At 62.7% G+C, this 14,338-nt stretch carries 10 protein-coding genes; 4 read left to right on the top strand and 6 right to left on the bottom strand.

Annotated elements, in window-relative coordinates:
* Positions 1-29: 29 nt before the first annotated feature.
* Together FEZ59_RS00460 and treZ are read left to right on the top strand one after the other, a co-directional pair.
* Positions 30-1,391 carry an NAD(P)-binding domain-containing protein gene (locus FEZ59_RS00460; RefSeq protein ID WP_021344542.1) on the top strand — a complete coding sequence of 454 codons (1,362 nt, stop codon included), beginning with the start codon at positions 30-32 and terminating at the stop codon, positions 1,389-1,391.
* A gap of 69 nt (positions 1,392-1,460) precedes the next feature.
* Positions 1,461-3,182, top strand: a complete 1,722-nt coding sequence (gene treZ / locus FEZ59_RS00465) for a malto-oligosyltrehalose trehalohydrolase (RefSeq protein ID WP_172932066.1) — start codon at positions 1,461-1,463, stop codon at positions 3,180-3,182.
* A gap of 50 nt (positions 3,183-3,232) precedes the next feature.
* On the opposite strand, the gene FEZ59_RS00470 is transcribed toward treZ, so the two are convergent.
* Positions 3,233-4,777, bottom strand: coding sequence for an MFS transporter (locus tag FEZ59_RS00470; protein ID WP_172932067.1), 1,545 nt, complete (start codon positions 4,775-4,777; stop codon positions 3,233-3,235).
* 128 nt (positions 4,778-4,905) lie between these two features.
* On the opposite strand from FEZ59_RS00470, the gene FEZ59_RS00475 reads away from it, so the two are divergent.
* Entirely contained in the window at positions 4,906-5,427 is a 522-nt protein-coding gene (locus tag FEZ59_RS00475) for a TetR/AcrR family transcriptional regulator (protein WP_019748850.1), read from the top strand.
* A gap of 13 nt (positions 5,428-5,440) precedes the next feature.
* Here FEZ59_RS00475 and ilvA read toward each other — a convergent pair whose 3' ends face one another.
* From ilvA to FEZ59_RS00490, 3 genes are all read right to left on the bottom strand, one after another.
* On the bottom strand, positions 5,441-6,796 hold the full coding sequence (gene ilvA / locus FEZ59_RS00480) for a threonine ammonia-lyase IlvA (protein ID WP_019748851.1): 1,356 nt from the start codon (positions 6,794-6,796) through the stop codon (positions 5,441-5,443).
* Positions 6,797-6,875: 79 nt separating this feature from the next.
* The gene (locus FEZ59_RS00485; protein WP_020969844.1) at positions 6,876-8,651 is read right to left on the bottom strand and encodes a pyruvate dehydrogenase; all 1,776 of its coding nucleotides are present in this window, start codon (positions 8,649-8,651) and stop codon (positions 6,876-6,878) included.
* Positions 8,652-8,767: 116 nt separating this feature from the next.
* Positions 8,768-9,202 carry a nitroreductase family deazaflavin-dependent oxidoreductase gene (locus FEZ59_RS00490; protein WP_172932068.1) on the bottom strand — a complete coding sequence of 145 codons (435 nt, stop codon included), beginning with the start codon at positions 9,200-9,202 and terminating at the stop codon, positions 8,768-8,770.
* Between the two features lie 220 nt (positions 9,203-9,422).
* Here FEZ59_RS00490 and FEZ59_RS00495 point away from each other — a divergent pair, with 220 nt between their 5' ends.
* The gene (locus tag FEZ59_RS00495) at positions 9,423-9,656 is read left to right on the top strand and encodes a hypothetical protein (RefSeq protein WP_020908060.1); all 234 of its coding nucleotides are present in this window, start codon (positions 9,423-9,425) and stop codon (positions 9,654-9,656) included.
* Between the two features lie 94 nt (positions 9,657-9,750).
* On the opposite strand, the gene dnaE is transcribed toward FEZ59_RS00495, so the two are convergent.
* Together dnaE and rarD are read right to left on the bottom strand one after the other, a co-directional pair.
* The gene (gene dnaE, locus FEZ59_RS00500) at positions 9,751-13,287 is read right to left on the bottom strand and encodes a DNA polymerase III subunit alpha (RefSeq protein ID WP_007733155.1); all 3,537 of its coding nucleotides are present in this window, start codon (positions 13,285-13,287) and stop codon (positions 9,751-9,753) included.
* A gap of 99 nt (positions 13,288-13,386) precedes the next feature.
* The gene (rarD, locus tag FEZ59_RS00505) at positions 13,387-14,325 is read right to left on the bottom strand and encodes an EamA family transporter RarD (protein WP_047890087.1); all 939 of its coding nucleotides are present in this window, start codon (positions 14,323-14,325) and stop codon (positions 13,387-13,389) included.
* Positions 14,326-14,338: the final 13 nt, after the last annotated feature.

Here is a 14,338-nt window from a genome sequence, read left to right on the forward strand (position 1 = left end):
GATCGATAATCGTCGATGAAAGGTACGAGATGAACCCCCTACCCGTTGTCGTGATCGGGGCCGGCCCGATCGGCCTGGCAGCCGCAGCAGAACTGCGCGAACGCGGACTCACACCCCTTGTCTTCGAGCGCGGAAGCACAGCCGGTGCTGCGATCTCCGAGTGGAATCACGTTCGACTGTTCTCCCGGTGGTCCGAACTCGTCTCCCCCGCCGCGCAGCGACTCCTCGAGCAGAATGGATGGCGCTCTCCCGCCGCTGAGACGTACCCGACCGGCCGGCAATGGCGCGACCTCTACCTCGGGCCACTCGCCTCAACACTCGGCGACGCCATCCAGTTCGACACCGAAGTGATCGGCGTAGCCCGACGCGGACGTGACCTGGTCGTCGACGCCGGCCGCGATACCGAACCCCTCTCGATTCATCTGCGCCGCCGTGACGGAACCGAGGACCGCGTGTTCGCCCAGGCGGTTGTCGACGCATCCGGCACCTGGGGTACTCCCAACCCGCTCGGCGGTGAAGGTCTTCCCGCCCTCGGCGAGGGCGCTGTGGGCACTGCGATCAGGTACCGGGTTCCTGATCTCGACGATCCGGCGGTGCGTGCACAGTTTGCCGGAAAACACACGGTCATCGCGGGGAGCGGCCACTCTGCGCTGACGGCGATCGTTGCGCTGTCGGGGTTGGCGGAGCAGGCTCCGAGCACCCGCATCATCTGGGCGGTCCGCCGAGGAAACGTCGGCTCAGCGTTCGGTGGCGGCGAAGCTGACGAACTGCCCGCGCGCGGCGCCCTGGGACTGCGCGCAAAGAAGGCCGTCGAGGACGGACTACTGAGAGTGGTCACCGGCTTCCGCACCGCAGAGGTGACAACAACCCCTTCGGGACAACTCGTACTTGCCTCCGATGCCGGTGATCGCATCGAGAACGTGGACAACGTCATAACGCTGACCGGATTCCGCCCCGATCTTTCCTGGCTTTCGGAAATTCGACTCGGCCTCGACCCGGTCTTACAAGCACCGGTCGAGTTGGCTCCACTGATCGACCCGAACGTCCACTCGTGCGGCACGGTGTACCCGCATGGCGCGAAGGAGCTTCGCCATCCGGAGCCAGGCGTGTACTTGGCAGGAATGAAAAGCTACGGCCGGGCACCCACCTTCCTGGCGATGACCGGCTACGAGCAGGTTCGCAGCATCGCCGCCGAACTCGCCGGCGATCACGAAGCGGCAGCCCGCGTCGAGCTGATCCTTCCGGAGACCGGAGTCTGCGGCGGTGCAGGTGTTTTCGACGAAGCTGACGCAGCGGAAGCCGAAGGCGGGGAAGCCGAGGGCGGATGCTGCGGCGCACCCACTCCGGAACTGATCACGTTGTCCGCTCCGTCTGGCAACACCCGCGGCTAGAAACAGTCCATGACGACGGATCCACCCCGCCGGGCTGCCACATCCGACCGAACAAGGCATGCTGATCGTGTGCATACTTTCGAGGTCTGGGCGCCAACGCCGGAATCGGTCCGGGTCGAAGTCGATGGCATCACGCACGACATGGAGCGGACCGACGACGGGTGGTGGCGAGGCGAGGTCGACTGCGACAACCAGGCTCGCTACGGCTTTGTCGTCGACGGTGAAACACTTCCGGATCCACGATCACCGCGACAGCCCGAAGGCGTGCATCTCCGCTCCCAACTGCACCTACTCGACGAGGCGTCCTGGACCGACTCTCAGTGGACCGGACGGCAACTCCCAGGATCGTCGGTCTACGAACTGCACATCGGAACGTTCACCCCCGAAGGAACTTTCGACGCCGCGATCGAGCGTCTCGATCACCTCGTCGACCTCGGTGTCGGGTTCGTCGAGATCATGCCGGTCAACGGTTTCAACGGAACTCACAACTGGGGCTACGACGGTGTGCTCTGGTACACGGTCCACGAGATCTACGGTGGCCCGGACGGGTTACAGCGCTTGGTGAATGCAGCCCACGAACGTGGACTCGGCGTGATTCTGGACGTGGTCTACAACCACCTGGGCCCGTCGGGCAACTACCTCGAAAAGTTCGGCCCCTACATTGCCGATGGCGCGAACACCTGGGGCCGAACGATCAACATCGGAGGCCCGCAGTCGGGCGAGGTTCGCGAATACATCATCGGAAATGCCCTGCGATGGATGCGTGATTTCCACATCGACGGCCTACGCCTCGACGCCGTCCACGCGTTGGTCGATCACACCGGAACGCACATCCTCGAGGAACTCGCCGTCCGAACGGAAACATTGTCGGCCCATCTGGGCCGACCGCTCACGTTGATTGCCGAAAGTGATCTCAACGACGCCACTCTGATCACGCCACGAGCGGCGGGCGGGTTCGGCTTGGACGCGCAGTGGGACGACGACATCCACCACACCATTCACACAGCCGTCTCCGGCGAACGTCAGGGTTATTACGCCGACTTCGGATCCTTGGAATCCCTTGCAAGTACATTGCGGCGCGGGTTCTTCCACGCCGGAACGTATTCCTCGTTCCGTGGGCGGGTTCACGGCCGGCCGATCGACATCACGCATCAGCCCGCCAGTGCTCTGCTTGCATACACGTGCACTCACGATCAGATCGGCAACCGAGCGATCGGCGACCGCCCGAGCGCCTATCTGACGCCAGGACAATTGGCGATCAAGGCAGCACTGGTCCTGCTCTCGCCGTACACGCCGATGCTGTTCATGGGAGAAGAATGGGGAGCCTCCACTCCGTTCCAGTTCTTCACCTCGCATCCGGAACGGGAACTCGGCGAGGCCACCGCCAAGGGCCGTAAGGCGGAGTTCGCGGCACACGGCTGGAACAGCGACGACATTCCGGATCCGCAAGATCCACAGACATTTCTGCGATCGAAACTGGACTGGGACGAGCGAACCGACGAGACACATGCTCGCGTCCTGGCGTGCTATCGCGATCTCCTTGCCCTGCGCAAGAAGCGAATCGAGATCACCGACCCCTGGCTGGGGCACCTGCACGTCGACTACGACGAGGACGACCAGTGGATCACCCTGCGCCGCGGCGCATTACAGATCGTGTGCAATCTGGGAACGGACGCGGCCTCGGTCCCAGCCGGCGGAACCCCCATCCTCTGGTGGGATCCGCCGACACAGGACGAGACCGCGTCCGCAACAGTCGTGCCTGGGCACTCGTTCGTCGTACTCGAAAGCTGACTACCCGGATTCTGCAGGAGCTAGCGCTTCGCGTTCTACCGTTCCACGCATCAACGCTTCGCGTTCTCTGGTGTACTCCGCAGCATCCGCAATGCCAATGCGGCACTGACGAACAGAACCAAAGCGGTTGCGCCGGCGGCAACGTGCATACCGTCGACAAACGCCGCCTTCGCGGAATCGGCAAGCACCGAACCGAGTTCACCAGGTAGGTACGTCGCTTCCTGCAGCGCACCGCCGAGGGTGCCCTGCGCAGCGTGCGCCTGATCTGCTTCGAGCATGGACGTGTCGATTCCCTTGCGGAAGATCGCCATCACCACGCTGCCCAGGATCGCCACACCGAGCGCGATACCGAGTTCGTACGCAGTCTCCGACACCGCGGACGCAGCGCCGGCACGCTCGGGTTCCACCGAACTGACCACAAGATCCGACGTCAGGGTCAGTGCGACACCGACACCTGCACCGGCCAGACCGAAGCCGATCACGAACATCAACGGGCCGCTGTCCACCCCGAGGGCGAGCAGCATCGCAGCACCGATTCCGGCAACCGCGAGGCCTGCGCTGAGCACGTGAGACACCGACCACCGGCGAATCAACCAGGCCGCCGCAACCGCGGTGAATGCGCTGAGCAACATACCCGGGAGCATCAGCAGGCCGGCGTCGAGCGCCGAGTTACCCAGCACCAACTGCAGGTACTGCGAGCCGAAGAACAGGACACCGGCGAGTGCGAAGATCGAGAGCAGGTTGGTGATGACGGCGGTGGAAAACGACGCATTGGCAAACAGTTTCAGATCCAACATCGGATCCTTCAGCATCCGCTGACGACGCACGAACACGTAGCCGGCGGCGAGACCCACAAGGCCGATCACCAGCAACGTGATGCTGACGCCGTGCACCACGGATTCCTTGACCGCGTACACCAACGGCAACATGGTCGCCATCGACAGACCAGCGCTGATGAGGTCGAATCGACCCGGGTTGGGGTCTTTCGACTCCGGGATCAGGATCGGGCCGAGTACTACCAGCGCGATCATGACCGGGATGTTGATCAAGAAGACCGAACCCCACCAGAAGTGCTCGAGCAACCAACCACCGACCAAAGGGCCTGCCGCTGTACCGCCACCGGCCATCGCGCCCCAGACACCGATTGCCTCGGTGCGCTGACGCGGGTTGACGAAGATCGTGCGGATCAGACCGAGGGTGGCCGGCATCAGCGTTGCACCGGAAATACCCTGCAGCACGCGTGCGGCAATGAGCATCTCGGGACTGACAGCAAGAGCGGCGATGATCGAGGCGAGACCGAAGCCGACTGCGCCGATCAGGAGCAGTTTTCTCCTACCGATCCGGTCACCGAGCGTACCCATGGTGATGAGCAGACCGGCGAGCACGAACGAATAGACGTCGATGATCCACAGCAACTGCGTGCTGCTCGGCTCGAGATCGGCGCTGATGAACGGAAGCGCAAGATCGAGCACCGTGCCGTCGACTGCGATGAGCAACACAGCAAAGGCAAGGACTATCAAGCCCGCCCAGTCACGCTTTGTCGCCCGAACCTCGTCGGGATTGATTGCAGACGTCTGATCTGCCGACACTGACATTGCTCCCCTGCGACTTTCTCTGAGTTCTTTCGAAAAGATTTCACTGAACCGTCCAGCCGGTACAGTAGGTCTACGGTAACAGTGAACCGTCCAAGCGGTAAAGTTATTTCCGGGTAGGGTCACATCACATGGCTGCCGACACTCGCGATCGAATTCTCGACGCACTGGAGAAGCTGCTGCTGGTCAGCGGCGTTGCCCAAGTCACGCTCGAAGGCGTTGCTGCCGAAGCCGGGGTTTCCAAGGGCGGACTTCTCTATCACTTCCCCAGCAAGGAAGCACTGCTCGCGGCGATGGTCCGCAGACTCGGAGAACGCTCGGATCAGCAACTCGAAGACGCCGTAGCAGGCGGTACGACGGTCACCGAGTTCTATCTGCAGATCCCCGATGCGAACGAAAGCGAAGAACTCTCACTCTTCCGGTCGATCATCGCGGCACTGAGAACAGTCGACGGACAACACGACGAGATCCAGAAAGCCGTTACCCACGTGATGCGCAGCTGGGACAAGGGCCTTCAGACCGAGATCGCCGATCCCATACAAGCCGAGATCATCCGACTCGTCGGCGACGGTCTGTACTTGGCGGCCATGCTCGGGCTCCCCCAGCCAGATCCCGAATTGCATCGACAGGTGGTCGAGCGACTGCGGCCCTGACCGGGGGCGTCCCTTACGTCAGATAGCGGTACGCCGGGCTTCCCGGCTCGAGCCTCTCGGACTGCATCGGCGCGCGCTCCATCCGCTCGAGCAACGCCGCCAACCCGTCGGCGGAACCGAGTTCGATACCCACCAACGCGGCACCCGTCTCGCGATTGTTTCGCTTGACGTACTCGAACAGCGCGATGTCGTCGTCCGGCCCGAGCACGTCCGAGAGGAAGCGACGGAGCGCTCCCGGTTCCTGCGGAAAGTCCACCAGGAAGTAGTGCTTGAGCCCAAGGTGAACGAGCGAACGCTCGAGGATTTCGCCGTAACGGGATACGTCGTTGTTGCCACCGGAAATCAGGCACACGACGGTCGAACCCGGCTCGAACGTCAAATTCTGAAGTGCCGCAACGGAAAGCGCTCCCGCGGGTTCGGCGATGATGCCCTCGCTCTGATACAGCTCGAGCATCGCCGTGCAGATAGCGCCCTCGTCGATCTGATTGACGACAAACGATCCCGAACCGGACCGTGTCTGAAGTTGACGAGCCACGAGCGGCAACGACGCGTGCGACACCACGGCGGCACCCAGACGTGAGACGACCTCGTAGGGAACATCGCCGATCCTCTTGACCGCTGCCCCGTCGACAAATGGATCGACGTCGGGAAGAGTCACCGGGCCCCCGGCAACGAGAGCGGCCGTCATGGACGCCGCGCCGGACGGCTCGATCCCGACGATCGACGTCTTGGGCGATCGCTCGTGCAGATAGGTGGCTATGCCCGCGATGCAACCGCCGCCGCCGACCGGCACGACGATCGTGTCGAGAGGTGCGTCCAGTTGCGTGAGAATCTCCGCTGCGATGGTTCCTTGCCCCGCAGCGGTGCGCACGTCGTCGAACGGGGGAACCATGGTTGCGCCGGTTTCGGCTACGTCCTCCGCGGCCGCAGCAGCGGCGGCGTCATAGGTCTCACCGATCATGAACAGTTCGACAAACGCTCCACCGTGGGCGCGGATGCGATCACGCTTCTGCTTGGGGGTATTTGCCGGAACGTAGATCCGACCCTTGATCTGCATCGTTCGGCACGCGAAGGCAACACCCTGCGCATGGTTACCGGCACTGGCAGTCACCACGCCGGCCGCGCGCTCGGCCTCGTTGAGCTGAGCGATCAGGTTGTACGCGCCACGAATCTTGTACGAACGAACGCCCTGGAGGTCCTCGCGCTTGAGGTACACGTGCGCGCCGGTCAACGCCGAAAGACGGTCGCTGTACTGCAGGGGTGTCGCCGCAATGACGTGCTGAATTCGCTCGATGGCCGCGTCGATCTCCTGCGCGTCGAGCGCGGGGACGGTGGACTTCGTTACTACGACATCGGGCGAGTTAGACACTCCGCCATTTTCGCACGTCGGGGATCAACCTTCCCACCACCCCGCCCCACATGGTCTGCGAGGCAGGGCGGCGGGTAGGTCAGCCGCGAGGATCCAACTGTGAGGGACGTGGCACGTTCCGCAGATTCGACTTGGCCATCTGCACAGCCTCGCCGACGCCGCCGTTCATCACCATCTTCGACATCGCCAAAGCGAAGCCCTTCATCTGACCACCGGTGATGGTGGGCGGCAACGACAATGCCAGCGGATCGGTCACCAGATCAACCAAGGCCGGACCGTCGTGATCGAGCGCGGCGCGTAGGCCCGCTTCGATGTCCGCGGGATTCTCGATTCGGCGCGAGAAGATACCGAGCGCAGCAGCAACCGCCGCGTAGTCGACCGCGGGCACGTCGACCCCGAAATCCGGAAGGCCGTCGACCAGCATCTCGAGCTTGACCATTCCGAGCGTCGAGTTGTTGAACACCACGATCTTGACCGGCAACTTGTACATCGCGACGGTGACCAACTCACCGAGCAGCATCGACAATCCACCGTCGCCCGACACCGAGATGACCTGACGCCCCGGACTCGACCATGCCGCACCCATCGCATGTGGGAGCGCATTGGACATGGATCCGTGCAGCGCCGAGGAGATGAAGCGTCTCGATCCGTTCGGATTGAGATAGCGCGCCGTCCACACGTTGCACATCCCGGTGTCGGCGGTGAAGATCGCGTCGTCGGCCGCCAGATCGTCGAGGATCGAGGCCGCATACTCGGGATGAATGGGTGTGCGCTGCTTGACCGGATCCGTGTACGCACCAACCACTTTGGTCATCAGAGTGTTGTGCTTTGCGAGCGTATCCTCCAGGAACCCGCGGTCGGTCTTTCGATCGAGTTGCGGAATCAGTGCGCTCAAGGTGCTCGCGACGTCACCGTGCACCGCCAGGTCCAGGCTGGTTCGACGCCCCAACCGCTCGGCCGCGATGTCGATCTGAGCGGTACGAACGTCATCGGGCAAGAACTGGTCGTAAGGAAAGTCCGTACCGATCAGGAGCAGGAGATCGGCGCCGTGGATACCGTCGTGCGCCGCACCGTAACCGAGCAATCCGGTCATCCCGACGTCGTACGGGTTGTCGTACTGGATCCATTCCTTGCCGCGCAGCGAATGCCCGATGGGAGCCCCGACGGTTTCGGCCAGCGCCAACACCTCGGCGCGTGCGTCTCGCACGCCTGCGCCGGCGAAGATCGCAACCTTACGCGAGCCGTTGATCACATCTGCCAACGCCTTGACGTCACCGGCATCCGGAACGACTGTCGGCCTTCGGGTTTCGACGAGCGTCGGCGGGGTGCCTTCTGCCGGACAATCGGCGATGTCCCCGGGAAGCACGATCACCGAGACGCCGTTTCGAGCCACCGAATGCTGAATCGCCGACTGCACCACGCGAGGTGATTGGACTGCCGTGCTGACGAGTTCGGTGTAACTCGAACATTCGATGAAGATCCGCTCGGGATGCGTTTCCTGAAAGTAGCCCATTCCGATCTGGGCGCTGGGGATGTGTGAGGCGATCGCGAGGACCGGCGCACCCGAACGATGAGCGTCGTACAGGCCGTTGATCAGGTGAAGGTTTCCGGGACCGCAGGATCCGGCACACACTGCGAGTTTCCCGGTGATCTGGGCATCCGCTGCGGCCGCAAACGCAGCTGCTTCCTCATGACGGACGTGTATCCAGTCGATTCCGCCCTTTTCGGAACCACCGGTGCGACGTACCGCATCGACGATGGGATTGAGACTGTCACCGACAATTCCGTAGATCCGACTGACACCCGCGTCAACGAGCTGCTGAACCAATTGATCTGCAACGGTTTTCGGACTCATCAGACCTCCATGACACACTCACGGGAGTCGGGATCGCCGACCCCCGCGAGTGACGATTTGCTTGTGGTTTATGCAGTGCTTCTTGTGGACTGCCGTTTCGTGAGGACCGCAGTGCGTTACTTGGGTTCGAGCACGAACACCGGGATCTCACGATCGGTCTTCGTCTGATAATCGGCGTAGTCGGGGTACGCAGCGACAGCGCGCTCCCACCAGATCGCCTTCTCGTCTCCGGTGACTTCACGAGCAACCAGGTCGAAGACCTGCGTCGCGTCACGCAGCGTGACGTGCGGATCGGCCTTGACGTTGTAGTACCAAACCGGATTCTTCGGAGCGCCACCAAGCGAAGCCACAACGGCATACGAGCCGTCGTGCTCGACGCGCATCAGCGGCGTCTTCCTGACCTTGCCGGTCTTTGCCCCGACGGTCGTGAGAACGACGACGGGCATGCCGTTCATGTCGTTTCCCTCGGTGCCACCGGAGTTCTCGATGCGTGCGACCTGATCGGCGGCCCACGACGCTGGACTGGGTTCGTACTCACCTGTGATTGGCATGTGTACCAGTGAACACCCACTCGAGCACCTTGGCCACCGAACCACACCGACCAGGACCGTCGTCGGCACACTCCCCTGGTTGATCGATTAAGTGAGCTGCCGATCAATAAAGTTCGCTTGCCCGAACTCTCATCTCTGGCTACTCTGAAACCACAGCTTCGAACAGCCGTATCGCTAGCCAAGCCGCATCGAGAACAGACTGCACCGAGAAAGGGACGAGATGACTACCGCAGATATCTCCACTCGCGAATCACGCCCCTCGTCCGACCATTTCGTCGATCTGGCCGGGACTCAGTGGCCGCTGTACAAGATCGAAGCTCTCGCGGTCGGTTTTGTGCTGTTCGTGGTCGCCGGAGCTGTCACCCAGTCGATGCAGGTAGCCGTACTGACTGCCGCAACAGCCGCTGTGATCACCTGGTGGGCGCGTCGCGTGTACTACTCACGCACCACCTGATCACTCCACTCTCCGATCTCCCGCGAACCACGAAGGGACCTTGCTGCTGATGCAGCAGGTCCCTTCGTTCTGTTCAGGTGCGCTCGATCGGCGGTCAGACCGTCAGACAGCTCGGCCCGAGCAATGCCTTCAGGTCGCCCATCAGCGCCGAGGACGGTTCGACCCGAAGGACGTCGTCGACCTTCCACAAGCTGATCTCGGTTCCGCCGATCAGCCGGACATGGACGTCGGACGTTCCGGGGTGCCTCGTCAGCACCTGCTTGAGAGCACTGAGCTTGTCCTTGGTGCATTGCCGAAGGGGCAGTGAGACCGACAGGGGGCGTGCGACCCCGATCGCCGAAATATCAGGCACCGCAAGGTCGTTGCCGATCAGCGACATCCGATCGTCTCGGATCGAGACGCGAGCCTTGACCAACACGATGGCATCCTCGGCGATGTCCATTCCGTACACCGCGTACGCCTGCGGGAAGAACAGCACCTCGATTCCACCCACGAGATCTTCGAGCTGCACGATGCACCAGGTCAGACCGTTCTTGTTGACCCGGCGGTCCACCGAGGCGATGATGCCGCCGAGAGTTACCTGGGCACCGTCCTGAACGCCGCCTTCGAGTATCGCGGCGATGGACGTGTCGGACTGCTGGCGAAGAATGTGCTCGACGCCGTTGAGCGGGTGACCGGAAACATACAGCCCCAGCATCTCTCGTTCGAGTGCCAGGCGATGCTTGGAGTCCCACTCCTCCTCTGGAATCTTGACGTCGAACACCGAGGTGATCGACTCGTCCGCCTCGGCACCGCCGAAGAGGTCGAACTGTCCGATCGCCTCTGCCTTCTTGGTGCTCATCACGGAATCGATGGCGTCGGCATGGACCAACATCAGGCCCTTGCGCGGGTGACCCAACGAGTCGAAAGCACCGGCCTTGATGAGAGATTCGGTGACCTTCTTGTTGCAAGCCATCGCGTCGATCTTGCCGAGATAGTCGGAGAAATCGGTGAACTTCGATTTCTCCGTGCGCGCCTTGATGATCGAGGCAACGACGTTGGCGCCGACGTTGCGCACCGACCCCATACCGAAACGGATGTCGTCGCCGACGGTCGCGAAGTCGACGCGTGACTCGTTGACGTCCGGCGGGAGAACGGTGATGCCCAACTTGCGGCAGTCGGCGAGATAGATCGCGGACTTGTCCTTGTCGTCACCGACGGAGGTCAGCAGACCTGCCATGTACTCGGCCGGGTAGTTCGCCTTGAGGTACGCAGTCCAGTACGACACGAGTCCGTAGCCGGCGGAGTGCGACTTGTTGAACGCGTACCCGGCGAAGGGAAGGACCGTGTCCCACAGCGCCTTGATGGCCGCTTCGCTGAAGTTGTTGTCCAACATGCCCTGCCGGAAGCCGGCGTAGGCCTTTTCCAGCTCGGACAGCTTCTTCTTACCCATGGCGCGACGCAGCAAGTCGGCCTGACCCAGGGTGTAACCGGCCACCTTCTGCGCCAGTTGCATGATCTGCTCCTGGTAGATGATCAGGCCGTACGTTTCCGAGAGGATCTCCGCGAGCGGCTCCTCCAACTCGGGGTGAATTGGCTTGACGTCTTCCAAGGCGTTCTTGCGCTTGGCGTACGAGATGTGGGCGTCCACACCCATCGGCCCCGGTCGATACAGCGCCAATGCGGCGACGATGTCGCCGAATCCGGTGGGCTGCATCAGTTTCAGCAACTCGCGCATACCGCCGCCGTCGAGCTGGAACACACCGAGAGTGTCGCCGCGGGCGAGCAGTTCGTATGTTGCCGCATCGTCCATCGGCAAAGTGTCGAGGTCGAGGTCGATGCCGCGGTTGGCTTTGATGTTCTCGAGCGTGTCGCCGATAACCGTGAGGTTTCGCAGACCGAGGAAGTCCATCTTGAGCAGACCGATGGCTTCACACGAGGGGTAGTCCCACCCGGTGATGATGGCGCCGTCCTGGGCGCGCTTCCAGACCGGGATTGCGTCGGTGAGCGGTTCGGACGACATGATGACCGCGCAGGCGTGCACACCGGCGTTGCGGATCAGCCCTTCCAGACCCACCGCGGTCTTGTAGATCTTCGCGACGTCCGGGCTGGAGTCGATGAGCGCTCGAACCTCGACTGCCTCCTTGTACCGCTCGTGCTTCGGATCGGTGATACCGGAAACCGAGATGTCCTTGGCCATGATGGGCGGCGGGAGCGCCTTGGTGATCTGATCGGCGATGGCAAAGCCCGGCTTGCCGAACTGGACGCGAGCCGAGTCCTTGATGGCAGCCTTGGTCTTAATGGTGCCGAAGGTGATGACCTGGGCGACCTTGTCGTTGCCCCACTTGTCCGTCGCGTAGCGAACCATCTCGCCGCGACGGCGATCATCGAAGTCGATATCGATATCTGGCATGGACACACGCTCGGGGTTGAGGAATCGCTCGAACAGCAACCCGTACGGGATGGGGTCGATGTTGGTGATACCCATCGCGTAGGCCACCAACGAACCGGCAGCCGATCCACGGCCGGGCCCGACGCGGATTCCGACGTCCTTGGCGTGGTTGATCAGGTCGCCGACCACCAGGAAGTAGGCCGGGAAGCCCATTTCGTTGATGACGCCGATCTCGTAGTCGGCGCGGGCGAGGTACTCCTGCGGAGGTCCGCTCGGGAAGCGGCGATCGAGTCCGCGCATCACCTCGGCGCGCAGGAAGGTCTGCTGCGTGTGACCCTCCGGGACCGGGAAGATCGGCATGCGGTCGTGGAACGCCCACACGTCCTCGTACGACTGCACACGCTCGCCGATGGCCACGGTGTTGTCGCACGCCCCCGGTACTTCGTTGTCCCAGATGGCGCGCATCTCGGCAGCGGACTTGAGGTAGTAGCCGTCGCCGTCGAACTTGAAGCGAGTGGGGTCGGACAGCGTCTTGCCGGTCTGGATACAGAGCAGCGCCTCGTGGTTCTCGGCGGCGTCCTTGGTGACGTAGTGGCAGTCGTTGGTGGCAAGTGGCGGGATACCGAGTTGCTTGCCGATGTCGAGCAGACCCTCGCGCACCCGGCGCTCGATCGAGAGACCGTGATCCATCAGTTCGAGGAAGAAGTTGTCCGGTCCCCAGATCTCCTGCCACTTCGCGGCAGCTTCGAGAGCCTCGCGATCGTGACCGAGACGAAGACGCGTCTGAATCTCACCCGAAGGGCAACCGGTGGTGGCGATGATGCCCTCGGCGTGCGCCGCGATGAGTTCCTCGTCCATGCGAGGCCACTTGCCGAGCTGTCCCTCGATTGACGCGAGAGAAGACAGCTTGAAGAGGTTTCGGAGCCCCGTGGCGTTCTCGGCCACCATCGTCATGTGCGTGTACGCACCGCTACCGGAGACGTCGTCGGACTTCTGGCTGCGATCTCCCCAGAGAACTCGTTTGGTGTTGAAGCGGGATTCGGGTGCGATGTACGCCTCGATGCCGATGATCGGCTTGATGCCGGCACTCTTGGCCTCGTTGTAGAACTGGCTGGCGCCGTACATGTTTCCGTGGTCGGTCATGCCGACAGCGGTCATTTCGAGACGAGCGGCCTCCTCGAACATGGCGCCGACCTTGGCCGCACCGTCGAGCATCGAGTACTCGGTGTGATTGTGAAGATGTACGAACGAGTCAGCCACGTGCGCCTCTCTGAAGGTCTGGGAGCGAGATCGAGTGTATGCCGCGTTGCCGACACGTTCGGCGACAGCCATCGTGGAGTCGCAGTGTGCCACCTCCGATCACGTGACCGGAACCTCAGGTTCGGCGCTCGACCTCATCGAACGCCGCGAACGTCGACTGGCGACGAAGGTATCTGTCGTGAAGATCACCAGCGCAGCCCAGATCAGAACGAAGCCGATCCAGCGTGAGGCCGGCATGTCCTCGTGCATGACGGCCACACCCCACGCCATCTGCAGCGCCGGGGTGAGGTACTGCAGCATGCCCATCGTCGCCAAGGGAACTCGCTGAGCGGCAACGCCGAACAGGAGCAGTGGCAGTGCGGTGACCGGGCCGGCGGCAAGCAGCAACAGGCTGTGTCCGGCGCCGCTGCTGATGAAGGCACCGGCCCCGGTCAGGCCGAGAAACACGAGGTAGCCGACCGCGAAGGGTGCGGCGACGACTCCCTCGGCAGTCAAACTGGTTCGGGGATCGAGCGGAACCACCTTCTTGACCAGCCCGTAGGTGGCAAACGAACCGGCGAGCACCAATGCGACGATCGGCGGTTTACCGAAGTCGACCGTGATCACGACAACTGCCGTGGCGGCGAGGACGAGGGCGGCGATCTGAGCGCGGCGCAATCGTTCGCGGAAGATCACGACGCCGAGCAGAACAGTGACCAGCGGGTTGATGAAGTACCCGAGGGCCGCCTCCACGACGCGACCTGACACCACGGCATAGATGTACGTCCCCCAGTTCACCGCGATCGCCGCTGATGCCGCGGTCACCAGCAGCCAGGTGCGTGCGCTGATTCCGCGAAGCGATCCGAGGCGGCCGGCAAAGGCCAACACGATCAGCATCAACAGAAGGGTCCACACCACTCGGTGCGCAAGGATCTCGACCGGATCGGCGAAGTCGAGTAGTCCGAAGAATGCCGGGAACGTTCCCCACAACAGGAACGCCGCCACACCGTAGAGGATCCCCGAGGACGAACCGGACCTAGCGCGTCCGTCCTTGTTCACAGAACCGGAGTTC

It is taken from the genome of Rhodococcus sp. MS13 (assembly GCF_013277835.1).
GTDB lineage: Bacteria > Actinomycetota > Actinomycetes > Mycobacteriales > Mycobacteriaceae > Rhodococcus_F > Rhodococcus_F erythropolis.